The 23,995-nt window shown below is 61.5% G+C and carries 25 protein-coding genes; 16 read left to right on the forward strand and 9 right to left on the reverse strand.

All coding sequences use genetic code 11. The annotated features are described in order from the left end of the window. Positions 1-26 precede the first annotated feature (26 nt). Positions 27-1,238 (forward strand): trans-sulfuration enzyme family protein, encoded by a 1,212-nt coding sequence (locus tag ACR0C9_RS14300; protein ID WP_480781305.1) that lies wholly within the window; start codon positions 27-29, stop codon positions 1,236-1,238. 84 nt (positions 1,239-1,322) lie between these two features. On the opposite strand, the gene ACR0C9_RS14305 is transcribed toward ACR0C9_RS14300, so the two are convergent. From ACR0C9_RS14305 to ACR0C9_RS14325, 5 genes are all read right to left on the reverse strand, one after another. Beyond that, a complete protein-coding gene (locus ACR0C9_RS14305) occupies positions 1,323-2,378 on the reverse strand; it encodes a molybdopterin-synthase adenylyltransferase MoeB (RefSeq protein ID WP_170623965.1) in 1,056 nt (351 codons plus the stop codon). Continuing rightward, on the reverse strand, positions 2,378-2,833 hold the full coding sequence (gene dut / locus ACR0C9_RS14310) for a dUTP diphosphatase (RefSeq protein ID WP_170522324.1): 456 nt from the start codon (positions 2,831-2,833) through the stop codon (positions 2,378-2,380). Before dut ends, ACR0C9_RS14305 begins: the two co-directional genes overlap by 1 nt. 31 nt (positions 2,834-2,864) lie before the next feature. After that, the gene (coaBC, locus tag ACR0C9_RS14315; protein ID WP_480781306.1) at positions 2,865-4,061 is read right to left on the reverse strand and encodes a bifunctional phosphopantothenoylcysteine decarboxylase/phosphopantothenate--cysteine ligase CoaBC; all 1,197 of its coding nucleotides are present in this window, start codon (positions 4,059-4,061) and stop codon (positions 2,865-2,867) included. A gap of 63 nt (positions 4,062-4,124) precedes the next feature. After that, complete coding sequence (locus tag ACR0C9_RS14320) at positions 4,125-4,949, reverse strand: ChaN family lipoprotein (RefSeq protein ID WP_480781307.1); 825 nt, start codon at positions 4,947-4,949, stop codon at positions 4,125-4,127. After that, the gene (locus tag ACR0C9_RS14325; protein WP_170455565.1) at positions 4,946-5,824 is read right to left on the reverse strand and encodes an RNA polymerase factor sigma-32; all 879 of its coding nucleotides are present in this window, start codon (positions 5,822-5,824) and stop codon (positions 4,946-4,948) included. The genes ACR0C9_RS14320 and ACR0C9_RS14325 overlap by 4 nt, the downstream gene beginning before the upstream one ends. Before the next feature lie 101 nt (positions 5,825-5,925). Between ACR0C9_RS14325 and cobU the strand changes: the two genes are divergently transcribed. From cobU to ACR0C9_RS14345, 4 genes are read left to right on the forward strand one after another with little or no spacing between them, the layout of a single operon-like run. Further along, complete coding sequence (gene cobU / locus ACR0C9_RS14330) at positions 5,926-6,447, forward strand: bifunctional adenosylcobinamide kinase/adenosylcobinamide-phosphate guanylyltransferase (protein WP_170455567.1); 522 nt, start codon at positions 5,926-5,928, stop codon at positions 6,445-6,447. Next, on the forward strand, positions 6,444-7,022 hold the full coding sequence (locus tag ACR0C9_RS14335; protein WP_170455569.1) for a histidine phosphatase family protein: 579 nt from the start codon (positions 6,444-6,446) through the stop codon (positions 7,020-7,022). Before cobU ends, ACR0C9_RS14335 begins: the two co-directional genes overlap by 4 nt. Before the next feature lie 58 nt (positions 7,023-7,080). After that, on the forward strand, positions 7,081-7,965 hold the full coding sequence (locus tag ACR0C9_RS14340; protein ID WP_170455571.1) for a glutathione S-transferase: 885 nt from the start codon (positions 7,081-7,083) through the stop codon (positions 7,963-7,965). A gap of 47 nt (positions 7,966-8,012) precedes the next feature. Then, complete coding sequence (locus ACR0C9_RS14345; RefSeq protein WP_480626993.1) at positions 8,013-9,527, forward strand: YifB family Mg chelatase-like AAA ATPase; 1,515 nt, start codon at positions 8,013-8,015, stop codon at positions 9,525-9,527. Here ACR0C9_RS14345 and gshB read toward each other — a convergent pair. From gshB to rsmI, 3 genes are all read right to left on the reverse strand, one after another. Next, entirely contained in the window at positions 9,524-10,456 is a 933-nt protein-coding gene (gshB, locus tag ACR0C9_RS14350; RefSeq protein ID WP_480781308.1) for a glutathione synthase, read from the reverse strand. The two genes, ACR0C9_RS14345 and gshB, sit on opposite strands and share 4 nt — an antisense overlap. A gap of 61 nt (positions 10,457-10,517) precedes the next feature. Then, positions 10,518-10,889, reverse strand: coding sequence for a YraN family protein (locus tag ACR0C9_RS14355; RefSeq protein WP_170455578.1), 372 nt, complete (start codon positions 10,887-10,889; stop codon positions 10,518-10,520). A 1-nt stretch (position 10,890) separates the two neighbouring features. Further along, the gene (rsmI, locus tag ACR0C9_RS14360) at positions 10,891-11,748 is read right to left on the reverse strand and encodes a 16S rRNA (cytidine(1402)-2'-O)-methyltransferase (protein ID WP_170455580.1); all 858 of its coding nucleotides are present in this window, start codon (positions 11,746-11,748) and stop codon (positions 10,891-10,893) included. 88 nt (positions 11,749-11,836) lie between these two features. Between rsmI and ACR0C9_RS14365 the strand changes: the two genes are divergently transcribed. Genes ACR0C9_RS14365 through murJ form a run of 3 tightly spaced genes read left to right on the forward strand, consistent with a single transcriptional unit; the run spans position 11,837 to position 17,326 of the window. Continuing rightward, entirely contained in the window at positions 11,837-13,009 is a 1,173-nt protein-coding gene (locus ACR0C9_RS14365; RefSeq protein ID WP_170522305.1) for a penicillin-binding protein activator, read from the forward strand. After that, a complete protein-coding gene (locus ACR0C9_RS14370; RefSeq protein WP_480781309.1) occupies positions 12,969-15,788 on the forward strand; it encodes a [protein-PII] uridylyltransferase in 2,820 nt (939 codons plus the stop codon). The genes ACR0C9_RS14365 and ACR0C9_RS14370 overlap by 41 nt, the downstream gene beginning before the upstream one ends. After that, the gene (gene murJ, locus ACR0C9_RS14375; protein ID WP_480781310.1) at positions 15,785-17,326 is read left to right on the forward strand and encodes a murein biosynthesis integral membrane protein MurJ; all 1,542 of its coding nucleotides are present in this window, start codon (positions 15,785-15,787) and stop codon (positions 17,324-17,326) included. Before ACR0C9_RS14370 ends, murJ begins: the two co-directional genes overlap by 4 nt. Here murJ and ACR0C9_RS14380 read toward each other — a convergent pair whose 3' ends face one another. Then, on the reverse strand, positions 17,327-18,013 hold the full coding sequence (locus ACR0C9_RS14380) for a rhomboid family intramembrane serine protease (RefSeq protein ID WP_480781311.1): 687 nt from the start codon (positions 18,011-18,013) through the stop codon (positions 17,327-17,329). Between the two features lie 88 nt (positions 18,014-18,101). Here ACR0C9_RS14380 and trpS point away from each other — a divergent pair, with 88 nt between their 5' ends. From trpS to ACR0C9_RS14420, 8 genes are all read left to right on the forward strand, one after another. Beyond that, the gene (gene trpS / locus ACR0C9_RS14385) at positions 18,102-19,130 is read left to right on the forward strand and encodes a tryptophan--tRNA ligase (protein WP_480781312.1); all 1,029 of its coding nucleotides are present in this window, start codon (positions 18,102-18,104) and stop codon (positions 19,128-19,130) included. Between the two features lie 58 nt (positions 19,131-19,188). Continuing rightward, a complete protein-coding gene (locus ACR0C9_RS14390) occupies positions 19,189-20,052 on the forward strand; it encodes a branched-chain amino acid aminotransferase (protein ID WP_480781313.1) in 864 nt (287 codons plus the stop codon). A gap of 76 nt (positions 20,053-20,128) precedes the next feature. Continuing rightward, the gene (locus tag ACR0C9_RS14395) at positions 20,129-20,584 is read left to right on the forward strand and encodes a universal stress protein (RefSeq protein ID WP_170455593.1); all 456 of its coding nucleotides are present in this window, start codon (positions 20,129-20,131) and stop codon (positions 20,582-20,584) included. A 1-nt stretch (position 20,585) separates the two neighbouring features. Next, complete coding sequence (locus ACR0C9_RS14400; RefSeq protein WP_480781314.1) at positions 20,586-21,179, forward strand: DsbA family protein; 594 nt, start codon at positions 20,586-20,588, stop codon at positions 21,177-21,179. Positions 21,180-21,248: 69 nt separating this feature from the next. Further along, entirely contained in the window at positions 21,249-21,812 is a 564-nt protein-coding gene (locus ACR0C9_RS14405) for a NifU family protein (RefSeq protein ID WP_480781315.1), read from the forward strand. Next, complete coding sequence (gene tsaB / locus ACR0C9_RS14410) at positions 21,802-22,392, forward strand: tRNA (adenosine(37)-N6)-threonylcarbamoyltransferase complex dimerization subunit type 1 TsaB (protein WP_480781316.1); 591 nt, start codon at positions 21,802-21,804, stop codon at positions 22,390-22,392. Before ACR0C9_RS14405 ends, tsaB begins: the two co-directional genes overlap by 11 nt. Then, complete coding sequence (locus ACR0C9_RS14415) at positions 22,389-22,802, forward strand: GNAT family N-acetyltransferase (RefSeq protein ID WP_480781317.1); 414 nt, start codon at positions 22,389-22,391, stop codon at positions 22,800-22,802. The genes tsaB and ACR0C9_RS14415 overlap by 4 nt, the downstream gene beginning before the upstream one ends. Positions 22,803-22,963: 161 nt before the next feature. Further along, positions 22,964-23,962 (forward strand): BMP family ABC transporter substrate-binding protein, encoded by a 999-nt coding sequence (locus tag ACR0C9_RS14420; RefSeq protein WP_170455603.1) that lies wholly within the window; start codon positions 22,964-22,966, stop codon positions 23,960-23,962. The last annotated feature ends 33 nt before the right edge of the window (positions 23,963-23,995 follow it).

Genomic DNA, 23,995 nt, shown 5'->3' on the forward strand with positions numbered 1-23,995 from the left:
GGTTCGACACGAAAGGGAGGACGCCCATGACAAAACCCAATCGCCCCGCCGGGATCATGACGACAGCGATCCATGCCGGGGATCCGCCAGACGCCTCGACCAACGCATCGGCCCCGCCGATCCACATGAGCTCGACCTATATCACCGAGGATCTGGCCGGGTTTTCCGCCCATGATCTGACGCCCGAGACGCCCTATGTGTATTCCCGCTGGGCCAACCCGACCGTGGCGGGGCTGGAGGCCAAGATCGCTGCGCTGCAGGGCACTGAGGCCTGTCTGGCGACCGCCTCGGGGATGGCGGCGGCCTCGGCGATCTTTTTCACCTTTCTGTCGGCGGGCGATCATCTGATTGTCTCCGACGTGTCTTATGCTGGCGTGGCCGAACTGGCGCGCGAGACACTGCCGCGCATGGGCATTGAGGTCTCAGCCGTGAACATGTCTAATCCGTCGAACGTGGCTGCGGCCCTGCGCCCCAACACGCGGCTGATCCATACCGAAACGCCGGTAAATCCCATCGGGCGGCTGACCGATCTGGCCGCAGTCTCGCGGCTGGCGCGTCAGGCCGGGGCGTTGCTGAGCTGTGATGCCACCTTTGCCTCGCCACTGGGCATGGACACGGTGGCGTTGGGTGTTGATCTGACGCTGCACTCGATCACGAAATATATTGGCGGGCATGGCGACGCGGTGGGAGGCGCGGTGGCCGGATCGGCGGAACTGATCGCCCGGTTGCGGGCCGAGGCCGCGATCCATCACGGAGGCGTTCTGTCGCCGTTCAACGCCTGGCTGATCGCGCGCGGCGCCACCACCCTGCCCCTGCGCATGAAGGCCCATCAGGCCGGAGCCATGGCAGTGGCCGAATGGCTGGACAATGACCCGCGGGTCACCAAGGTGATCTATCCCGGCCTCGCGTCGCATCCGCAGGCCGAACTGGCGCAGCAACAGATGTCGAATATGTCCGGCATGATCTCATTCCAGGTGGGCAACGCTGCTGAGGGCGAACGCATCGCACAACAGATGATCGAGAGGCTTGAGGTGATCCACTATGCAGTCTCGCTGGGGCATCACCGCAGCCTGATCTTCTGGATGGGCACCGATGGGCTAATGGAGACGTCGTTCAAACTGAGCGGTGCGCAGTTGGAGGATTACCGCGCCTATGCAGGCGACGGGATTTTCCGTCTGTCGGTCGGGCTGGAAGATGCCGAGGACCTGATCGCCGATCTGGATCGCGCTTTGGGGTGAACGGGGCTCTCCCGCCCGCGCAGCGCGCATCGCAGATGCGCCTTGGCGCGGTTGGGCCGGGCCGCGCGCTGGCGCGCGCGGCGGTTACGCCTGGGCGGCTGCCTGCGCGCAGATCGGGCAATCGGCGCGTTTGGACAGGGTGATCTTGCGGCTTTCGCCATAAAGCGCGTCATAGATCAGCATTTCACCCCGCAAGGCGGCCCCGGCACCGGTGATCACCTTGATCGCCTCAACCGCCATCATGGATCCCACCACGCCGGGCAGCGGCCCGATCACTCCGGCTTCGGCGCAAGAAGGGGCCAGCCCGGCAGCAGGCGCTTCGGGAAAGATGCACTGATAGCACGGGCCTGTGGTGGCGGGGTCAAAGACGCTCAGCTGCCCTTCCCATTGCGAGAGCGCGCCAGAGATCAAAGGTTTCCCCAAGGCAACCGCCGTTCGGTTGGCCAGATAGCGGGTGTCGAAATTGTCCGTCCCGTCCAGGATCAGATCGAAATCGGCGAACAGGTCCGCCGCAATCTCATCGCTCAGGCGGCGATTGTAGGGCAGCACCACAACGTTCGGGTTTTGCGCTTCCATCGCCTGTTGCGCCGAGAAAACCTTGGGCATTCCGATGTCGGCGTCGCGGTGGATCACCTGCCGTTGCAGGTTGGCGTTTTCAACCACGTCGTCATCGATCACGCCGATGGTGCCGACACCCGCCGCCGCCAGATATTGCAACGCGGGCGCGCCCAGACCGCCCGCGCCGATGACAAGCACCCGCGCTTTTTTGAGTTTCTTCTGCCCCGGCCCGCCCAGTTCCCGCAAAACGATGTGACGGGCATAGCGATCCAGTTCGGTTTCAGAAAAACGACCCGTGGGTTTGGTGGCCTCCTGATCTGTCGCGGGCGTGGCCCGGTTGCGCAGGGCTTTCAGCATCCTGCCATAGGCCAGAACCAAAGCGGCAAACCCGGCCAGAATCAACCACATCGCGGCGGACCCACCGGTCGCTTCGCGCAAGGGGTTGCCGTCGGGCAGGATCAGCTGCGCAATGATGACGCCCGACAAAAGAACCGCGACCGAGACCAGCCGTGCCGTGCGCGATACACCAGCGACATAGCCGACGCCCCAAAGCCCGGCGGCCAACAGAAGAACCAGCAACATCAGCCGCGCCCGGTGGAGCCGAAGCCACCTGCCCCGCGTTCGGTATCGCTCAGGTCGTCTGCCACTAGGAACTCGGCCTGAACGACCGGGGCGACGACCAGTTGTGCAATACGTTCACCATGCGCCACGTCAAAGGGGTCTTGCCCGGCATTCATCAGGATCACGCCCAAGGGACCGCGATAATCGCTGTCGATTGTCCCCGGCGTGTTGGGCAGGGTGATCCCATGTTTCAGGGCCAAACCCGAACGCGGGCGGACCTGAACCTCATACCCTTGGGGGATTTCGATCCGCAGGCCGGTCGGGATCAAGGCGCGCTGCCCGGGCTCAAGTGTAATCGCCTTGCCACCGGGAAGGTTTGCGCGCACATCTGCACCGGCGGCACCGGATGTTTCATAAGACGGCAATGCCACCGAGACATCAGACCCCGCGTCGCGGATCACACGAATTGCGACCATTCCAGTTCCTCTTTGTTCATAGTCCAAGGCGTCAATCGCCCAACGCCTCGGCAATCTTCTGGGCCAGACGGGCGGCCACCGCGTCTTTGCCCATGCGCGGCCATTCCTCGGCACCAGTGTCCGAGATCAGCACCACCGCGTTTTCCGCCCCGCCCATGATACCGGTCGAGGGGCTGACATCGTTGGCGACAATCCAGTCACATTGCTTACGCAGTCGTTTCGCGGTGGCATTATCCAGAACGTCATTTGTTTCCGCCGCAAAGCCCACGACCAGCGCTGGTCGTCCGTGCTCCAGATGCGCAACCCGTTTCAGGATGTCGGGGTTTTCCGCAAACTCCAGCGCGGGCAAGCCGTCGCGGGTTTTCTTCAACTTCCGGTCCGAGGCGCTGGCGACGCGCCAATCGGCCACGGCGGCGGCAAACACACCAGCATCCACCGGCAGGGCGGCGTCGACCGCGTCCGACATTTCCTGCGCCGTTTCAACGCGCACCACCTGCACGCCTTCGGGCGGGGGCACATCGGCGGGGCCGGTGACAAAAACCACATCCGCCCCAAGCGCCGCCAAGGCCCGCGCCACGGCGGTGCCCTGCGCACCCGAGGAGCGGTTGGCGATATAGCGCACGGGGTCGATGGGTTCATGCGTGGGGCCGGACGTCACCAGAATGCGCTTGCCCTGCAATGGGCCGTCCGACAATTGGGCCTCGATCGCGGCAACAATCTCTAGCGGTTCGGACATGCGGCCGGGACCGTATTCGCCGCAGGCCATATCCCCTTCGTTCGGGCCGACAAAGCGCACGCCATCCGCCTGCAATTGCGCAAGGTTGCGCTGGGTCGCGGGGTGATCCCACATCCGTACATTCATGGCAGGCGCACACAGAACGGGTGTGTCGGTGGCCATCAGAAGGGTCGAGGCCATATCATTCGCCAGACCCGAGGCCATCTTGCCCATCAGATCCGCCGTCGCCGGGGCAACAACGATCAAGTCGGCCGAGCGCGAAAGCTGTATATGGCCCATCTCGGCCTCATCGGTCAGGTCGAAGAGGTCGCGATAGACCTTTTCACCTGCAAGCGCGGATACGGACAAGGGCGTCACAAACTCTTCCGCCGCGCGGGTCACAACGGGGGTTACGGCCGCGCCACGCTCTTTCAGCCGCCGGATCAGGTCCAGCGATTTGTAGGCAGCTATCCCTCCGCCGATGATCAGCAAAATGCGTTTGGATGACAGCATGTTCAGCCCTTCCCGTCCCGGTCGGCCCCGACATTAGGCAACGCCACCGCGTAGTTCCAGCGGTTAATTCTGGGTCTCGAACGCTTTGCAGGGGTCTTCGCGATCAACAGTCGGGCTGTCAATCACCGCGTCGAATGTGCCTTCGATTGCGCCATCCTCGGATTGGCCCAGCACAAAAACCTTCAACCCGGGCTGCATCCGCGACAGGAAGGTCGGAATGCCTCGGTCCTTGCGGGCATGGCCGTTGCCGGTGATCACCGCAACCGGCCCGCCGGTGTCTTCGATCGCCTGCAGGGTCGAGCGTGTCAGCACGGCGTCACGTAGGCGCTGTATTGCGACCATTTGCGGCAAGGCCTCTTCCGGAAGCGCGTCACAATGCGCGGCCAACTGGTCGGCTTCGCGCGCGGCCTGTTCGGCAGGTGGCAGTGGAACCGTCAGACCATATCGCGCCGCATCCGCGCCCAGCGCTGTTGCCGCGCCGCGCTCCATCGCAGCCCGCGCAGCGGTTCGCGGCACCATGGCGCCATAAACAGGCGCGTCCGATGCCTGAAAAACAGGGTAATACATGCTGAGCGGCGGCCAACCTGTTTCCGCCCAGCGCAGGATGCGGCCCAGTTCTTCGGGATCAGACACGGCCTTTTGCGCCAGCCTTTGTGCGCCTTCTTCGGTCACCATCTCCCACACAACAGCCGAGGGCGAGATGGCCTGGATCGCCTGGCTCTGAACCTGATGATGCCTGGGATTGTCGTGAACTTCGCCCAATATCACCACATCCGCCGACTGCATGTCGGCAATCATGTCGCGAGGGATCAACGCATCCGCCTGGCCCGGACGCGCCGAGACCATCGTAACCATCAGTGCACAAAGCAGAATCGCAAGCCGTGTCATGCGATGAAGTGTTGCACCTCTCGCGACTGGGCTTCAAGGTTCTTGCGCATCTTCACAAATGCTGCGGCCTCAAGCTGGCGGACACGTTCCTTGGACAGCCCAAGCTCATCCCCCAGGCTTTCCAGCGTCCGCGCGGGTTCGCGCAGCTTGCGTTCGCGTACGATGAAACGCTCGCGGTCATTCAGCGCGTTCATGGCGGTCAACAACCACTCGCGCAGTTGTTCGGTGTCATGGTTGTGCGCAACCGTTTCTGCGGCCTGTTCCCGGTCGTCTTCCAGCGCATCGATCCATTCGCGCCCGTCCTCATCAACCGATTGCACCGCGTTCAGCGAGAAATCCGAACCTGACAGGCGGCCTTCCATCATCTCGACATCGCGCAGAGGCACACCGATTTCAGTGGCGATCATCTGGTGCAGTTGGTGCCGGTCCAGTTCCAGACCCTCGGTCGCCGCTTCGCGTTCCAACCGTGCCTGAACCCGACGCATGTTGAAGAACAGCGATTTCTGGGATGAGGTCGAGCCGGTGCGCACCATGGACCAATTGCGCATCACATAGTCCTGAATGCTGGCCTTGATCCACCAGACGGCATAGGTGGAAAAGCGCACGCCCCGGTCGGGGTCAAACTTGTCAGCGGCTTTCATCAAGCCCAGACCGGCCTCTTGGATCAAATCGTTCATCGGCGCGCCATAGCGCTTGAATTTTGCCGCCATCGAAATAGCTAACCGCATATAGGCGGTGATCAGTCGATGCAGAGCTTTTTCATCACGATCATCGCGCCAGGCATATGCCAACTTTAACTCGGTCTCTGCATCCAGCAATTCGGCCTTCATTGCCTGCCGGGACATCGAAAAGTCGGTCGCGTTGTCAAGTGCCATGAAACTCTCCCAATTATCGTATTCGATGGCCGGGCTTGCCTTGCCGACCTGTCGTCGATACGCAGAGCACAAGCAGGTGGATCACTAGAAAGGTAAGAATTGTGCTGCCCGATTTAACCTTTGTGCTGGGCGGGGCTGCTTCGGGCAAATCGGCTTTTGCCGAACAACTGGTTGTTTCATCGGGGAAAAGCCGCGTTTATCTGGCCACATCACAAGTGTTTGATGATGAAATGCGCCAAAAGGTCGATCAGCATATCGCCCAACGCGGCCCGGATTGGCTGACGGTCGAGGCACCTTTGGATTTGGCCCCGGTTTTGGCGGGATTGAAGGCGGATCAGATCTGCCTGATCGACTGCGCCACCATGTGGCTGACCAATCACCTGCTGGCCGAAACCGATCTGGCCACGGCGCAGGCTGACCTGCTGAACGCGCTGGGGCATTGCGCGGCGCAGATCGTCGTTGTGTCCAACGAGGTAGGTCATGGGATCGTACCCGAAAACGCTCTGGCCCGCCGCTTTCGCGAGGCGCAGGGTCGCTTGAACATCGCCCTGGCCGCTCGTGCCGATCTGGCGGTACAGGTGACGGCAGGCTTGCCGATGGTTCTGAAGGGGACATTGCCGTGACCCGGCTGCACCTTGTCCGCCATGGCCCGACCCATGCCAAAACCATGGTTGGCTGGTCCGATCTTCCGGCTGATCTGAGCGACACAGCCGCCCTGGAACGCCTGCATGACTACCTGCCGCCCGCGGCAATAGTCGTGTCCTCGGACCTGTCGCGCGCCCTAGAGACGGCAACAGCTATCCAAGGCACACGCCGCCGTTTGCCCCATCACCCGGACCTGCGCGAGATCAATTTCGGCGCGTGGGAATTGCGCGGCTTTGCCGAAATCGAGGCCGAAGACCCCGAACTGGCCTTCGCCTATTGGGACAACCCCGGCGACGTTCGCCCGCCACAAGGCGAAAGCTGGAACGAGGTGCGCGCGCGGGTCGATGGCGCGATTGACACCCTGATCGCCAATCACCGGGGCCACGATCTGGTCATCGTCGCCCATTTCGGTGTGATCCTGACACAGGTTCAGCGCGCGCTGGATCTGGACGCGCAACAGACCTTTGCGCACCGCATCGACAACCTGTCCGTGACCCATCTGGTATTTGACGGTCAGGCCTGGTCGGCTGGTGTAATCAATCACCTTCCGTGATCGGGCGGCGCACAAATCACTGATTTACCTGCGCGACGCGCTGCGTCATCGTCCCTTTATGACCTATGACCTTTTTATCGGCGACAGGCTGTTTTCCAGCTGGTCCATGCGCGGTTGGCTGATGCTGGAAAAGTTCGGCCTGCCCTATCGAACCCATATGATCGGCCTTTATTCCGGAACCATGGCGCAGGATATGGAGCCACTGTCTCCGGCCCGGCTTGTTCCCGCGATGCGCTTGCCCGAGGGAACAGTCGTGGGCGAAAGCCTCGCCATGGCCGAAACGCTGGCCGAACGTCACCCGGACGCCGGTTTATGGCCCAGTGACCCGGCGGAACGGGCCACGGCGCGTTGGTTATGCGCCGAGATGGTCGCCGGCTTCACCGCCCTGCGCGGCCAATGCGCGATGCAGTTGAAGCATGTCTGGCAGGGGTTCTCTCCATCTGAGGACACGCTGACTGATCTGGCGCGTATCGAAACACTCTGGGCCCACGCGCGCCGTATCTCGGGGGCCAAGGATGGACCGCTTTTTGGCGCGTATTCTCTGGCCGATGTGTTTTACACGCCGGTGGCGGCACGGATCATTGGCTACGGCCTGCCTGTATCCGAGGCCAATCGCGACTACTGCATCGAACTGCTGAGCGATACATCGGTACGCCAATGGCGCGCGATGGGGCTGACGGTTGAATATAAGCCATTTCCCTACGCTTTGGATTTGCCCATTGCGCCATGGCCAGTGGGCGGTGTTTCAACGGCCATGGCCGCCGAACCCGGCCCGTCAGTTAACACGATGTGCCCCTATTCCGGCAAACCGGTGACCGATTTTCTGGAGTTGGACGGACAACGCTGGGGTTTTTGCAATTCGTTCTGCCGCGACAAAACCGTGGCTGACCCCGAGGCATGGCCCAAATTCACCGCCATGCGTGCTGCCGTTAACGATTCCTAAACCGCAACCATGGCAGCAACGTCCTGTTAACCAAGAACAGGATCAACATGGTTGCCCGCGCTCATACCGTTGCTTTTCAGGGGGTCGAGGCCCGCCCGGTCGAGGTGCAATGCGCCGTATCGCCGGGCTTGCCTGCGTTCTCCATCGTCGGCCTGCCGGACAAGGCCGTGTCCGAGGCGCGCGACCGGGTCCGTAGCGCGCTTAGCGCCATGGCCATTGCCCTGCCGTCGAAGCGGATCACCATCAACCTCTCGCCCGCCGATCTGCCGAAAGAAGGCAGCCATTTCGACCTGCCCATCGCCGTCGCCCTGCTGTCGGCGCTGGAGATCATTCCGGCAGATGCCGCCGACGGCACAGTTGCCTTGGGTGAGTTGTCCTTGGATGGGTCTTTGGTGCCCGTGGTCGGCGCTTTGCCCGCCGCCATGACCGCCGCCTCCGAGGATCGCGCGCTGCTTTGCCCGCGCGCATCCAGCGCCGAGGCGGCATGGGTCGATGCCACTCAGGTGATCGGAGCCGGGTCTCTGGGCGACGTCGTCCGCCATTTCTCAGGCCAGTCTCCTCTGGCCGCGGCGAAACCGGGTGAGGTAAACCTGTCGCCCAGCGCCCGCGATCTGCGCGACGTCAAAGGGCAGGAACGTGCAAAACGCGCGCTTGAGATTGCCGCAGCCGGACGGCACCACCTGATCATGATCGGAACGCCTGGCTCGGGCAAATCAATGCTGGCCGCACGCCTGCCCGGCATTCTGCCGCCCCTTACACCGGTCGAAGCGCTGGAGACGTCTATGATCCAATCCCTTTGCGGGCTGCTGGATGAAGGCGGCATCAGCCGCGCGCGACCCTTCCGCGAGCCGCACCACACGGCCTCGATGGCGGCGATTGTTGGTGGCGGCAAGGGCGCAAAACCGGGCGAGATTTCATTGGCCCATAACGGTGTACTGTTCATGGACGAGTTTCCCGAATTCCCCCGGACGGTGCTGGAAACCCTGCGCCAACCGATTGAGACAGGCGAAGTGATGGTGGCGCGCGCCAATGCGCATGTGAAGTATCCCTGCCGTTTCATGCTGGTCGCCGCAGCCAACCCCTGCAAATGCGGCTATCTGACCGATCCGTCCCGCGCCTGTTCCCGTGCGCCCGGATGCGGCGAGGATTACCTGAACCGTATTTCCGGCCCGTTGATGGACAGGTTCGATCTGCGGATCGAGGTTCCGCCTGTTGCCTTTACCGACCTTGATCTGCCGCCATCCGGCGATAGCTCGGCCACCGTCGCGACACGTGTGGAACAGGCGCGTCAGGTTCAGGCCACGCGCTACGCAGATACGCCATCCGTCCGCCAGAACGCGGATGTTGAAGGTAAACTGCTGGAAGAGGTCGCAGCCCCGGATCCCGAAGGCAAAGACCTGTTGCTGAAAGCCGCCGACCGGTTCGGCCTGTCGGCCCGCGCCTTTCACCGCATCCTGCGGGTCGCGCGAACCATCGCCGATCTGGATGGTGCGCCCGATATTCGCAGACCCCATGTGGCCGAGGCGCTGAGTTTCCGGATCAGCGCCAGGGTGATGGCCTAGACTTTGGCCTCAATCGCCTGCCAGATCTTTTCGGCGATGTTCTCGCCGTTAAACCGCTCCAGCTCCTGAATGCCAGTGGGCGAGGTCACGTTGATCTCGGTCAGGTAGTCGCCGATGACGTCGATCCCGACAAAAATCTGGCCCTTTTCTTTCAGAATTGGACCGATGGTGGCGCAAATCTCGAGATCGCGTTCGCTCAGCCCGATCTTTTCGGGCCGTCCACCCACATGCATGTTCGAACGCGTCTCGCCTTCGGCCGGGACACGATTGATCGCGCCCACCGCTTCCCCGTCGACCAGGATCACGCGCTTGTCGCCGTTTTTGACATCGGGCAGGAATTTCTGAACGATCAGCGGCTCGCGCGAGAAGCCGGAGAACAGCTCATGCAGGGACGTGAGATTGCGGTCGTTGGCATCAAGCCGGAACACGCCTGCACCGCCATTGCCATAAAGGGGTTTCAGGATGACGTCCTTATGCTTGTCCTTGAACGCTTTGATAGTCCGCAGATCCCGCGCAATCGTGGTCGGTGGCATCAGATCGGGGAAATCCAGGATCAGCAGTTTTTCGGGGAAGTTGCGAACCCAAAACGAGTCATTGACCACCAGAACCTGACTTTTGAGGCGATCCAGCAGATGGGTCGACGTGATGTAATGCATGTCGAACGGCGGGTCCTGTCGCAGCCAGATGACGTCGAACTCGGCCAGATCAACCTCACGTTCCGGTCCAAGCACCGCCGGATCTCCGGGCACACGCTGCACCGTCATGTCCTGACCGCGCGCGGTGATCCGGCCTTCCTGATAGGCCAATTGGTCCGGGCCGTAGAAGAACAGCTGGTGCCCGCGGGCCTGCGCCTCTTCCGCAAGGCGGAAAGAGCTGTCGGCATTGATGTCCACGGCCCCGATCGGGTCCATTTGAAAGGCGATTTTCATGGCATGTCCCTCAACTTCACGCCAGATACATGGCGCAGCAGGCCGAGGGGTTCAATGGGGCTTAGGCCTGTCCAAACGCGTTTTCGATGATTTGGACCGCACCCGAGCGATCAACCAATGCCGCGTCGAACCGCACATTCGTTAGCTGCCCGCCGGGTTCGTTTTCCAGAAACTGCGCAGCCGAGGCGCAAATCCGTTCCGTTTGCCGCCGTGTGATACGGGCCGCGGCCATGTCAAAACTGGCGCTTTTCTTTACCTCGATGAAGACCAGGCCATCGCTATCGCGTGCAATCAGATCAATTTCACCCCCGGCACCGCGCCAGCGGCGATGTGCGATGGAAAAGCCACGGCGTTCGTAATCTGTAGCGACGCGCAGTTCCGCCGCCTGACCCGCGTGATAGGACACTGATCCCCGAACCGAACGCTGCGCCATGTCATCCCTTTCCCAATTTCAGGGCCTTCTGGTAGATCGGACGCCGGGGCAGATCATACATCTGCGACACCAGATCCGCGGCATCCCGAACCGAATGCGTCTGCAAGGCCTGTTTCAAAGCCTCTTCTACGTCAGACTCGTTAACACTTTGCGAATGGCTGCGATCCACCAGCAAGACAACCTCGCCCTTCACGGTCTGACCCTGATAGGCCTGCGCCAGTTCGCCCAGCGTACCGCGCTTGATTTCTTCGAATTTCTTCGTCAGTTCCCGGCACAAAGCGGCCTGACGATCTGCGCCCAGAACGTCGGAAAGATCGGACAGGCTGCTGGCGACGCGTTTGGGCGATTCGTAAAACACCAGCGTTCCGGGAATATCACGCAGGGCTTCGATTCGGCTGCGCCGAGCACCGGACGCATTCGGCAGAAAGCCTGCAAAAAAGAACGCATCCGTTGGCAAACCCGCCAGCGTAAGGGCCGCCAAAGCCGCAGACGGCCCTGGTGCACAGGTCACTGTATATCCGGCCTCGGCCGCTTGCCGCCCAAGATCATAGCCCGGATCGGCGATCAGTGGCATTCCGGCTTCGGACGCGTAGGCAACCGACTGCCCCTGTGCCAGCGCGTCCATAATCTTGCCGCGCGCGCCCGCGCCGCTGTGATCGTGATAGGCGTGGATTCGGCGACCATCCAGCGGGATGCCATGGATCTCCATCAATCGGCGCAGGCTGCGGGTGTCTTCCGCCGCGATCACGTCCGCCGATGCCAGAATATCCAGTGCTCTGAGCGTAATGTCGCGCGCGGTTCCGATCGGAGTGGCAACAAAATACAGGCCCGCAGCCAATCTGATCTTTTGGAAATTCAAAGCTGGACCCTCACAGCATGACGTTTATTATCGCGGCTCGATAGAATAGCAGCGCCCGTCGCCGCCGGATCAGGGAGTTTTCTTTTAGATGTTTACCGTTTGCAAGCCCGTTAGCAAGCTGGCGAAGGCCGCTGCTGCCCTGGCCACCGTGGCGTTTCTGGCTGCCTGTGACGTCGGCGGTTTGGGCGGTGGGCCATCGATCAACACGTCGAAACCTGTCCCGGTCGCCCTGCTGGTTCCAAGCGGGTCAGGTCAGGCGGGAGACGCCGCACTGGCGCGCAGCCTTGAGAACGCCGCGCGGCTGGCGATGAACGATCTTCCGAATGTTCAGATCGACCTGCGGGTCTATGACACTGCCGGAAACGCGGGCACCGCATCCGTTGTTGCGCAGCAGGCCGTATCGGACGGGGCCAAGATCATCATCGGACCGGTCTACGCACAAGCGGCCAACGCGGCCGGGCTGGCCGTGCTGAACAACAACGTCAATGTCCTGTCCTTTTCGAACAACACCAGCATCGCGGGCGGTAATGTCTACGTGCTTGGCCCCACATTCCAGAACACCGCAAACCGGTTGGTGAACTATGCAGGCTCGCAAGGCAAAACCGGCACCGTGATCGTGCACAGCAACGATGCGGCGGGCCAGTTGGGCCAGTCGGCCATTGCCAATGCGCTGAACTCCAGCCCGGTCAACAACGCGGGCACTGTGGGCTATGACCGCTCGCAACAAGGGGTTATCAACGCGGTTCCCACCGTCAAGGCAACTGTAGATTCGTCGGGCGCGGACTCGGTGTTCCTGACAGCAACAACGGCCGGAGCGTTGCCCCTGTTCACCCAGCTTCTGCCAGAGGCAGGCGTCTCACCGGCCACGACGCAATTCATCGGCCTGACCCGCTGGGACATCCCGCCGCAAACGCTGGAACTGCCGGGTGTTCAGGGCGGTTGGTTCGCCCTGCCGGACCCGTCCAAAGCACAAGCCTACCGCCAGCGCTATAATGCGACCTATGGCGAGGCCCCGCATCCGATCAGTGGGTTGGCCTATGACGGCATCGCGGCCATCGGCGCACTGGTCTCGCAAGGCAAATCCGACGCGCTGACCGGGGCGGCCCTGACACAGAACGCCGGTTTCCAGGGCGTCGGCGGCATCTTCCGTCTGCGTCCGAACGGCACCAACGAACGCGGTCTGGCCGTCGCCACGATCCAGAACAAACAGGTGGTTGTGATTGACCCTGCCCCACAAAGCTTCTCTGGCGCCGGTTTCTGATCGACCCGGTCTGGTTGCCGCGCCCGACACCGTGCTGATCTGCCCCGCCGAGGATATTTTCGACAGCGCCAGTGTGACTGAACAACTGGCGTCTGCATTTGAAGCCTGCGCGGACAATGCCGCGATCCGTTCGCAAACCGTGCGAATCCTGCGGGATGCGCAGAAGACCGGGCGCAAGGCCATTGCGGATGCGTTTGCCGCGCGCCCGTTTGATGCGCGGCCCCTGACCCGATCCTATACCCACCTGACCGATCAACTGGTCGGCACGGCGATGCGCGTGTCCAGCGAGCGTCTGCACCCGCTGGCCAACCCGACGCAAGGCGAACGGATCGCCGTTCTGGCCGTTGGCGGATATGGGCGGGGCGAGATGGCCCCGGCCTCGGATGTCGATCTGCTGTTTCTGACACCTTACAAGATCACCGCCTGGGCCGAGAGCGTGATTGAATCCATGCTCTACATCCTGTGGGATTTGCGGCTGAAGGTGGGACATTCCTCGCGCACCATCAAAGACTGCCTGCGGTTGGGAACCGAAGATTTCACCATCCGCACCGCGATGCTGGAACAGCGCTATCTGGCCGGTGACACGGCCCTGGCGGAGGAGTTGGACGAAAAGCTGAAATCCGACCTGTTCAAAGGGACCGAGCGCGAGTTCATCGAGGCCAAACTAAAGGAACGCGACGAACGCCACCTGAAACAGGGCCAGCGCTATATGGTCGAACCCAATGTCAAAGAAGGCAAGGGCGGGCTGCGCGACCTGCAATCGCTGTATTGGATCGCCAAATACATCTACGGCGTTCAGGATGTGGCCGAGCTTGTGCCGCTGGGTCTGTTCACGCCCGAAGAGTTCAAAACCTTTGTCGAGGCCGAGGATTTCCTGTGGGCCGTGCGCTCTCATCTGCATCTGGTCACGGGGCGTGCGACGGAACAGCTGACCTTTGACATGCAGGTCGAGGTCGCGGCGCGAATGGGCTACGAAGACAGGGCCGGTCGGCGCGGTGTCGAGGTGTTCATGCAGCGCTATTTCCGCGAGGCGACGCGCGTGGGCGAGCTGACGCGGATCTTCCTGACCAAGCTGGAAGCCGCGCATGTGAAAGGTGCCCCATTGCTTGAACGGATCTTCCGGCGTCGTCCGAGGGTCAAGCAGGGCTACAGCGTTGTGCACGGGCGTCTGAACATCGCCGATCCGGAGGCGTTTCTGGCCGACAAGGTGAACCTGCTGCGCCTGTTCGAGGAAGGGTTGCGGACCGGCATGTTGATCCATCCCGACGCAATGCTGCTGGTAACAGCCAACCTGCATCTGATCGACGAGGACATGCGCAACGACAAAGAAGCGCGGCGCATTTTCCTGGACCTGATGCTGAAACACGGCAACCCGGAACGGGCCTTGCGGCGGATGAACGAACTGGGCGTGCTATCGGCCTTCCTGCCCGAGTTCGAGCCCATCGTCGCGATGATGCAGTTCAACATGTATCACAGCTATACGGTGGACGAGCATACCATTCAGTGCATCGTGAACCTGGCCCAGATCGAGCGCGAAGAGTTGATGGAGTCCTTGCCTCTGGCCTCTTCGATCCTGAAAGGTGGCGTCAACCGCAAGGTTCTGTATGTGGCCTTGCTGCTGCACGATATCGCCAAGGGGCGGCCCGAGGATCACTCGATCCTGGGGGCGCAGATCGCGCGCAAGGTGGCCCCCCGGCTTGGGTTGAACAAGGGGGATTCCGAGACGGTCGAATGGCTGGTGCGCTATCACCTGCTGATGTCCGACATGGCGCAGAAACGCGATATTTCAGATCCGCGCACTGTGAGGGACTTTGCCAAAGCCGTGCAGACGGTCAAGCGGCTGGATTTGCTGACCGTGCTTACGGTCTGCGACATTCGCGGCGTCGGCCCGACCACCTGGAACAACTGGAAAGCCACCCTGTTGCGGGCCCTGCATGCCGAAACCAAACGCGCGCTTGAGACCGGGATGGAGGACCTGAACCGCGCCAATCGCGGGACCGAGGCCAAAAAGGCGCTGCGCGCCCAGCTTGCGGATTGGTCCAAGGCCGACCTCAAGGTCGAAACCGGGCGGCACTACGCACCCTATTGGCAGGGTCTGAACGTGGCGACCCATGTGGAGTTTGCGGACATGCTGCGCGCGCTGGATCGCAGCGGTGATCCGGGCGAAGTCGAAATCCGTCTGCACCCGGACGAGGATCGCGACGCGACCCGCGCCTGCTTTGCCATGGGCGACCACCCCGGTATCTTTGCGCGGATTGCGGGCGCTCTGGCGCTGGTCGGGGCCAACGTGGTGGATGCGCGCAGCTATACGACCAAGGACGGCTACGTCACCGACGCATTCTGGATACAAGATGCCGAGGGCCACCCATTCGAGGCCGCGCGCCTGCCGCGTCTGACGCAGATGATCCACAAGACCCTGAAGGGCGAGGTTGTCGCCCGCGAGGCGCTGAAATCCCGCGACAAAATCAAGAAACGCGAGCGCGCGTTCAACGTGCCGACCCATATCACCTTCGACAATGACGGGTCCGAGATTTACACGATCATCGAGGTTGATACCCGCGACCGGCCCGGCTTGCTCTATGATCTGACGCGGACGCTAGCGGCGGCCAATGTCTATATCGCCAACGCCGTGATCGCGACCTATGGCGAACAGGTGGTGGATACCTTCTATGTCAAGGATATGTTCGGGCTGAAATACCACTCGGAAAGCAAGCAGCGCGGGCTTGAGGCCAAGCTGCGCACCGCCATCACCGAAGGCGCCGAGCGCGCGGCCTCATGAAGCAGATCCGGCTGTTTTCGGGCTTTTTCACGGTTGGGTTCTGGACTCTGGCCAGCCGCATTCTGGGCTTTCTGCGAGAGATTCTGCTGACCGCCTATATCGGCCCGGGGCCGGTGATGGACGCCTTTGTGGCGGCCTTCCGCCTGCCCAATATGTTCCGACGGTTTTTCGCCGAAGGGGCGTTCAACGCGGCCTTTGTGCCGATGTTTTCGAAACGGCTTGAAGGTGGTGAAAACGCCGAAGGGTTCGCACAGGATGCATTCAACCTGCTTGGCGCTGCCGTGCTGGCGCTGGTCGGTCTGGCAATGGTGTTCATGCCGGGGCTCGTGTGGCTGACGGCCGAAGGGTTCTATGGCGATGAGCGGTTCGATCTGGCCGTCGATTACGGTTACGTCGTCTTTCCCTACATCCTGTTCATGTCATTGGCGGCCTTGTTTTCGGGCGTGCTGAATGCGACGGGCCGCTTTGCAGCCGCTGCTGCCGCACCCGTTTTGCTGAACATCTTTGCGTGCTCGGCGCTTATCTTCGGCGCGATGTCCGGCGGTGAGGTCATTCGCTGGCTCATCACCGTGATCCCTATCGCCGGGGTCGCTCAACTGGCTCTGGTCTGGGTCGCGACCGAGCGCGCGGGTATCCGTATCCGCGTAGGCCTGCCGCGCCTGACACCCGAAATGCGCAACATGGTCCGCATTGCGATCCCTGCCGCGTTGGCTATGGGGGTTACGCAGGTCAATCTGGTTGTGGGGCAATTGGTGGCATCCAAGACCGAGAAAGCCGTCAGTTGGTTGTTTGCCGCGGATCGTCTGTATCAGTTGCCTCTAGGCGTTGTCGGGATAGCAATTGGCATTGTCCTGCTGCCCGACCTGTCCCGCCGTCTGCGCGCCGACGACAAGGAAGGCGCGCGCAACGCCTTCTCGCGCGCGGGCGAGTTCATGTTGCTGCTCACGCTGCCCTCGACCGTGGCGTTTCTGATCATCCCGATACCCTTGGTTTCGGTCCTGTTCGAGCGCGGCCAGTTCAGCGCCGAGGATACCGCCGCCACAGCGCTCGCCGTGGCAATCTACGGCGTCGGGCTTCCGGCCTTCATGCTGCAGAAACTGCTGCAACCGCTGTATTTCGCGCGCGAGGATACGAAATCCCCCTTCCGCTATGCTGTCGTTGCCATGATCATCAATGCGGCTTTGGCCTTTGGTCTTTATCCTGTGGTCGGATGGATCGCACCTGCCATTGCGGCGTCGGTTGCCGGATGGGCGATGGTTGCCCTGCTGGCCATCGGTGCGCGGCGCATGGGGGACGAGGCGCGGTTTGATGACCGGTTCAAACTGCGCGCATGGCGGATCGTTGCGGCCTCGGTCGGAATGGGCGTGGTGCTGGGTGCAGCCACTTACCTGTTCGGTTGGGCCTTTGCGCTGGCAGGCTGGCGCTATCTTGCGCTGCTGGCACTGATTGTCATAGCGGCGATAGCTTACTTCTTGCTGGGTCACCTGCTGGGCGCATTCAAACTGTCCGAGTTCAAGCGCGCCCTGCGCCGGTCCTGATCAATCGCGCCGGATGCGGCCCTTGATCCGGGCCCAACCGCCCGGGGCCAGAAAGAACGACAGCCCGAACCCGGTGGCAAACCCACCCAGATCGGCCACCCAATCGGACGTCCCGCCAAACAGCAACCCAAAGAGCAGTTGAATACCCATCAGCACGGCGATCAACTGGAAAGCCCGCGCCTGATTTTCGCCAACCAGAGACAGCTTGCGCCATAGCAGCCATGTGAAGGCCCCTATCAATCCGTAGACCGGTGGGAAGCCCCCGACCAGCGGATATGAAGGATCAAGGATCAACGCATAGGCCAGCGCGCCACCAACGCCCGACAGCACAAAGATCAGCAGCATCGGAAAGCCGCCAAAAACCTCTCCGACCATCTTGCCCATGGCCAGCACGAAGACGCAGACAAACACCGCTTGGGTGAAATTGGCCGAGACAAAGGGATAGGTCACGAAACGGATGACATGCTCGAACGGCCAGCGACCGTTCAGCACCATCCAGTCGAAAATATCCGCCGAAAAGGCGTAACTCTGCAGCGCATCCAACCGCCAGCCTACGGCACCCGGCCCTCCGGCCAGCCCGCGCGCGCCCAGCGTGAAGGCCAGTTCGATCCCGATGATGAACAGAACCAGCGCCACCACGACGGGCGGCAGGGGGTTCACGGCGGGTGTGTAATGCTCACTGCTCATATTGGGCGGGCCTTTCGCGGCTGTTGACGTCCCTGACCCTCATGGGTAAGCGACGAGGGCTGATTTTTCCAGACGGGAGTTCCCTTCGATGACCCAGACCCAATTCACGCCGCGCGTGTTTTCCGGCATCCAGCCTTCGGGCGGGCTGACCCTGGGCAATTATCTGGGCGCGATGAAGCGCTTTGTGGATATGCAAGGGCCAGAGTTCGAAACCATCTATTGCATGGTCGACCTTCACGCGATCACCACATGGCAGGACCCCGCTGCGCTGTCCCACAACACCCGCGAGCTATGCGCCGGGTTCATCGCTGCGGGCATTGATCCGGAACAGTCGATCCTGTTCAACCAAAGTCAGGTGCCTGAGCACGCGCAGCTTGGCTGGATCTTCAACTGTGTCGCCCGGATGGGTTGGATGCAGCGGATGACTCAGTGGAAGGACAAGGCGGGCAAAAACCAGCAGAATGCCTCGCTGGGTTTGTTTGCCTACCCGTCGCTGATGGCTGCCGACATTCTGATCTATCACGCGACCCATGTTCCGGTGGGCGAGGACCAGAAACAGCATCTGGAACTGACGCGCGACATCGCGATCAAGTTCAACAACGATTTCGGTGTGGATTTCTTCCCCATTACCGAACCGGTGATCGAAGGCGCGGCCACGCGGGTCATGAGCCTGCGCGACGGGTCCAAGAAGATGTCCAAATCCGATCCATCGGATATGAGCCGGATCAACATGACCGACGATGCCGACACGATCGCCAAGAAAATCCGCAAGGCCAAGACGGACCCGGATGCGCTGCCCTCAGAACCCGATGGTCTGGAAGACCGCCCCGAAGCGCGCAATCTGGTGAATATCTACGCCGCTCTTGCGGATCAAAGCGCAGAACAGGTGCTGTCGGAGGTGGGCGGCAAGCAGTTCGGCGAGTTCAAACCGATGCTGGCCGATCTGGCGGTCGAGAAACTGTCGCCGATCTCGTCCGAGATGGCCCGGCTGATGAACGATCAGGCCGAGATCGACCGCATTCTGGCGCATGGCGCCGAACGCGCGCGCGCAATCACCGCGCCGATCCTGCGCCAGACCTACGACATCGTGGGTATGGTCGGCGCAACATCGCGCTGATTACACTGGACCTTCGCCTGACGCCCTCCTAGGTTTGCCCAAAGCTTGGGAGGGCGTCATGGCAACGGGCAAGAATATCCGCACCTATTTCGAAGGCCAATGGCACGATGGGGACGCTCCGATCATGCGTGCCGCCGACCATGGCGCGTGGCTGGGCTCGTCAGTGTTTGACGGGGCGCGGTATTTCGAAGGCATGGCCCCGGATCTTTTGGCCCATTGCGCCCGCGTGAACCGCTCGGCTGAGGCGCTGATGCTGACGCCAACGGTGACGCCAGAACAGATGGTCGATCTGGTGCGCGACGGGCTGCAGGCCTACGGCCCGGACACAGGCGTCTATATTCGCCCGATGTATTGGGGGATCGATGGTGACGCCACTGCCATTGTTCCAAAGGAAAACAGCACCGGTTTCGCTATTTGCCTGGAAGAGATTCCGATGGCACCCGAGACGGCCTCGGCCACGCTGACAACCACGCGCTTTCGCAGGCCGGTTCTGGAATCTGCCGTTGTGCATGCCAAGGCCGGATGCCTTTACCCCAACAACGCCCGCATGCTGCAGGAGGCGCGCTCCAAAGGGTTTTCGAACGCGCTGGTTGCGGACGCGATGGGCAATGTGGCCGAGACCGCAACCGCCAATATCTTCATGGTCCGGGACGGAGAGGTCTTTACCCCGATCCCAAACGGCACCTTCTTGGCCGGGATCACCCGCGCGCGTCACATCAAGAACCTGCGCGCCGATGGCGTCACCGTGCACGAAACGATTCTGAGCTTCGACGATTTCCATCATGCGGATGAGGTGTTCATGTCCGGGAACATGAACAAGGTGACGCCGGTAACCGCACTGGACGACACGCAATTTCAGATTGGCCCTATTGCCCGCCGCGCCCGTGGTCTTTATTGGGATTGGGCTGCCAGCGAACGCTAGCTGAATATCTGGGCATTGCCCGAGTTGCCAGCGCGCAATCGGTCGGGCATCATCCCCAAAAAGAATGAGGACACCCATGCGCAAGTTCCTGGTCGTACTGGATGACAGCCGTGAATGCCTGAATGCGATGCGCTTTGCCGCAATGCGCGCGGCCCATACCGGCGGCGGCGTCACGATCCTGTCGGTCATCCCGCCGGACGAGTTTAACCACTGGATCGGTGTGGCCGAGGTCATGCGCGAAGAAGCGCGCGAGCGTATTCACGCGCATTACGAAGTGTTCGCCAAGTGGATGCGCGACAAACAAAACGTCGAGCCGGAACTGGCGATCCGCGAAGGCGATCCGGTGCCTCAGATCATCGAGCATGTGCAGTCCGACCCCGAAATCGGCGTGCTGGTTCTGGGGGCGGGCACCGACAAGAAGGGGCCCGGCCCGCTGGTCACGCAGTTGACGAAAAACTCGGGCAGCCTGCCGATCCCGATCACAATCGTGCCCGGCGATCTGAGCAAGGAAAAGCTGGAAGAAATCACCTGATATGGGGGCGGCGGTCGACTTCTGGTTCGAATTCGCCTCGACCTATTCTTATTTCAGCGCCATGCGCATCGAACAGGCCGCCACCGCCAAGGGCGTGACCGTGAACTGGCAGCCTTTCTTGCTGGGGCCGATCTTTGCCGATCAGGGCTGGACCACGTCGCCCTTTAACCTCTATGCCGCCAAAGGCCGCTATATGTGGCGGGATATGGAGCGGTTATGCGATGCGCGTGGGTTGCCGTTTCAACGCCCGGACCCGTTCCCGCAGAACGGCCTGAATGCGGCACGTTTGGTTCTGGTCATCGACCCGCCGGACCAAAAAGCGCGTTTTGTCCGTGCCGTCTACAGCGCCGAGTTTGGTCAGGGTCGCGACATTTCGGATCGAGGGACTCTGCTGGACTGTCTGCGCGACGCGGGTCTGCCGTCTGATCTGTTGCAGCGAACGGCGGACCCGGACGTCAAGGCCGCGCTGTTTCAGCAAACGGATCGGGCCAAGGCGGCAGGTATCTTTGGCGCGCCCAGCTTTCTGGTCGGGGATGAGCTTTTTTGGGGCGATGACCGGCTGGATCAAGCGCTGGACTATGCCGCTTCTATTTAGAATAGTTCCAAATCTTGACTTCCCCGACTGCGACGCGCATATCAATGGCACCTTAGACGGAGCTGTCCCATGTTCATTCAGACCGAATCCACCCCTAACCCGGCCACATTGAAGTTTTTGCCCGGCCAGACGGTGCTTGAGGCGGGAACAACCGATTTTCCAACCGCTGAAGCGGGTGAGAAATCCCCTCTGGCCAAGCGCATCTTCGGCGTTGACGGCGTGACCGGCGTGTTCTTTGGGAACGACTTTGTCACCGTGACCAAATCGGATGACGTGCAGTGGGACCACATCAAACCCGCCATCCTTGGCGCGGTGATGGAGCATTACCAGTCCGGTCAACCCGTTATGGGTGCGGACGCAACAACGGCATCCGGTCATGCGGAACATACCGGTGAGGATGCGGAAGTCGTCAACCAGATCAAAGAGTTGCTGGACAGCCGCGTGCGCCCCGCAGTGGCGCAGGATGGTGGTGACATCACCTTCCACGGCTTTGACCGGGGCGTGGTTTACCTGCATATGCAGGGCGCTTGCGCCGGGTGCCCCTCGTCCACACTGACTCTGAAAATGGGTATCGAGAACCTGCTGCGCCACTACATCCCCGAAGTGACCGAGGTTCGTCCGGTTGCCGTCTGACCCGACAATACTGGCATTTGACACATCGGCCGCGCATTGCGCGGCCGCTTTGCTGCGGGGTGGACAGATCGTCGTATCCGTGGCCGAGGCCATGTCACGCGGACAGGCCGAACGGCTGATGCCCCTGCTGGAAGAAGTTTTGACGCAAGCGGGCTGTAGCTGGGCAGATCTGGACGCCATTGGCGTCGGCGTCGGGCCGGGAAACTTTACCGGTATTCGCATTTCGGTATCGGCAGCACGGGGGCTGGCCTTGGGCCTGAACGTCCCCGCCGTGGGTGTATCTGGCTTTGACGCATTGGCCGACATCGCTCCGGACACCCATATCCCCACCATCCCGGCTCCGCGCGATCAGGTCTATGTGCAAACTGCTGACTTACCCGCACGCCTGATACCGCTGGACGAGGCCAAGGTATTGGGGCCGCTCTACTTCTGCCCCGACCCGGCAGCGCAGGCGCAAGCCATTGCGCGGGTTGCAGCACGTCGATGGGACACCGAAACCCTGCCGCCTGCGCCTTTATACGTCCGCCCCGCCGATGCGGCGCCGTCCAGCGACACACCTCCGGTCTTGCTGGACGAATGACACCTCGTGATCTGACCGCAACACATGCCGCCGCTTTCACCCAATCCCGTCCTTGGACGACGTCCGAGTTCGCTGATCTGCTGGCCAACCCATTCACCCACTGCATCGGCACGCCCAAAGCCTTCGCCCTGTTTCAGGTGATTGCGGATGAGGCGGAGTTGCTGACCATCGCGACTCACCCCAGCCATCAACGGCAGGGGCTGGGCCTGCAGTGCATGAACGACTGGCACGCAAAGGCCACGCAACTGGGCGCGACACGGGCGTTTCTGGACGTAGCCGCCGACAATCGGCCCGCAATCGCACTGTACCATCGCTGCGGATACCGGGTGTGTGGTCAGCGCAAGGGCTACTACCGCCGAGAAAAAGGGCCAAACTGCGACGCAATTGTCATGGAATGCACCCTGCCCTGACGGTAAGTGGCAATTTTCGGACCAAACGGTCAAAAATCTATTGACCCCACCTGTTGCAAACATCCTTAATTCCCGCCATCACAACAGTTATGCTCGCTCTGAGTGGGTAATCGGGGCTATCCTTGGCCTTGGACCAACGACAAAAACAACGGGAGTAAGAAATGACCCTCATGAAATCTCTGATGGGTGCCGCTGCGGCGGTCGCACTGACAGCTGGCGCAGCCCTGGCCGAACCGGCGCTGATCTTTGACCTGGGTGGCAAGTTTGACAAGTCGTTCAACGAAGCCGCACATAACGGCGCACAGCGTTGGGCAGATCAAACCGGCAAAACCTACCGCGAGATCGAGCTTCAGTCGGAAGCCCAGCGCGAACAGGCCCTGCGCCGCTTTGCCGAAGCCGGTGCCAACCCGATCATCACCATGGGCTTTGCCATGGCCGATCCGCTGGCCGCTGTTGCCGGTGATTACCCGGACACCAAGTTTGTTGCGGTTGACGTAACCTGGCTGGAGGCTCCGAATATCCGTCAGATCGGTTTTGCGGAACATGAAGGATCGTATCTGGTCGGCATGATGGCAGCGATGGCGTCCCAGTCGGGCACCGTTGGCTTTATCGGCGGCATGGACATCCCGCTGATTCGCCACTTTGGCTGCGGTTACGCCCAAGGTGCCAAGGCCGTGAACCCGGATATCGAAGTTGTCGCCAACATGACCGGCACCACCCCCGCGGCATGGAACGACCCGGTGAAGGGTTCGGAACTGACCAAGGCGCAGATCAGTCAGGGCGCTGACGTGATCTATGCGGCCGCAGGCGGCACCGGCGTTGGTGTTCTGCAAACCGCAGCCGACGAAGGCATCCTGTCGATCGGCGTGGACAGCAACCAGAACCACCTGCATCCGGGCAAAGTGCTGACCTCGATGCTCAAGCGCGTGGATGTTGCCGTTTATGACGCCATGAAGGCGGGTGAAGACCTGCAAACCGGTGTCTTCTCGATGGGTCTGGCCGAAGAAGGCGTTGGCGTCGCAATGGACGAAAACAACGCAGAGCTGGTCACCGAAGAAATGAGCTCGGCCATCGAAAGCGCACGGCGCGACATTATCGACGGCAATGTCTCGGTTGTCAGCTACTACGAGAACGACAGCTGCCCGGCACTGCAATTCTAAAACCCATGCGGGGCGGAGGGTCTCTTTCGCCTC

Source organism: Ruegeria sp. C12, from assembly GCF_056537745.1.

What these genes read in the sequence shown, in the direction of transcription:
- ACR0C9_RS14415 (WP_480781317.1), top strand. Translation starts at nt 22,389, where the DNA reads ATGACACCTCGTGATCTGACCGCAACACATGCCGCCGCTTTCACCCAA.
- ACR0C9_RS14405 (WP_480781315.1), top strand. Translation starts at nt 21,249, where the DNA reads ATGTTCATTCAGACCGAATCCACCCCTAACCCGGCCACATTGAAGTTT.
- ACR0C9_RS14345 (WP_480626993.1), top strand. Translation starts at nt 8,013, where the DNA reads ATGGTTGCCCGCGCTCATACCGTTGCTTTTCAGGGGGTCGAGGCCCGC.
- ACR0C9_RS14395 (WP_170455593.1), top strand. Translation starts at nt 20,129, where the DNA reads ATGCGCAAGTTCCTGGTCGTACTGGATGACAGCCGTGAATGCCTGAAT.
- ACR0C9_RS14325 (WP_170455565.1), bottom strand. Translation starts at nt 5,824, where the DNA reads ATGGCACTTGACAACGCGACCGACTTTTCGATGTCCCGGCAGGCAATG.
- coaBC (WP_480781306.1), bottom strand. Translation starts at nt 4,061, where the DNA reads ATGCTGTCATCCAAACGCATTTTGCTGATCATCGGCGGAGGGATAGCT.
- murJ (WP_480781310.1), top strand. Translation starts at nt 15,785, where the DNA reads ATGAAGCAGATCCGGCTGTTTTCGGGCTTTTTCACGGTTGGGTTCTGG.
- ACR0C9_RS14320 (WP_480781307.1), bottom strand. Translation starts at nt 4,949, where the DNA reads ATGACACGGCTTGCGATTCTGCTTTGTGCACTGATGGTTACGATGGTC.
- ACR0C9_RS14355 (WP_170455578.1), bottom strand. Translation starts at nt 10,889, where the DNA reads ATGGCGCAGCGTTCGGTTCGGGGATCAGTGTCCTATCACGCGGGTCAG.
- gshB (WP_480781308.1), bottom strand. Translation starts at nt 10,456, where the DNA reads ATGAAAATCGCCTTTCAAATGGACCCGATCGGGGCCGTGGACATCAAT.
- ACR0C9_RS14420 (WP_170455603.1), top strand. Translation starts at nt 22,964, where the DNA reads ATGACCCTCATGAAATCTCTGATGGGTGCCGCTGCGGCGGTCGCACTG.
- ACR0C9_RS14300 (WP_480781305.1), top strand. Translation starts at nt 27, where the DNA reads ATGACAAAACCCAATCGCCCCGCCGGGATCATGACGACAGCGATCCAT.
- ACR0C9_RS14365 (WP_170522305.1), top strand. Translation starts at nt 11,837, where the DNA reads ATGTTTACCGTTTGCAAGCCCGTTAGCAAGCTGGCGAAGGCCGCTGCT.
- dut (WP_170522324.1), bottom strand. Translation starts at nt 2,833, where the DNA reads ATGGTCGCAATTCGTGTGATCCGCGACGCGGGGTCTGATGTCTCGGTG.
- ACR0C9_RS14390 (WP_480781313.1), top strand. Translation starts at nt 19,189, where the DNA reads ATGGCAACGGGCAAGAATATCCGCACCTATTTCGAAGGCCAATGGCAC.
- ACR0C9_RS14340 (WP_170455571.1), top strand. Translation starts at nt 7,081, where the DNA reads ATGACCTATGACCTTTTTATCGGCGACAGGCTGTTTTCCAGCTGGTCC.
- ACR0C9_RS14380 (WP_480781311.1), bottom strand. Translation starts at nt 18,013, where the DNA reads ATGAGCAGTGAGCATTACACACCCGCCGTGAACCCCCTGCCGCCCGTC.
- ACR0C9_RS14305 (WP_170623965.1), bottom strand. Translation starts at nt 2,378, where the DNA reads ATGTTGCTGGTTCTTCTGTTGGCCGCCGGGCTTTGGGGCGTCGGCTAT.
- ACR0C9_RS14400 (WP_480781314.1), top strand. Translation starts at nt 20,586, where the DNA reads ATGGGGGCGGCGGTCGACTTCTGGTTCGAATTCGCCTCGACCTATTCT.
- trpS (WP_480781312.1), top strand. Translation starts at nt 18,102, where the DNA reads ATGACCCAGACCCAATTCACGCCGCGCGTGTTTTCCGGCATCCAGCCT.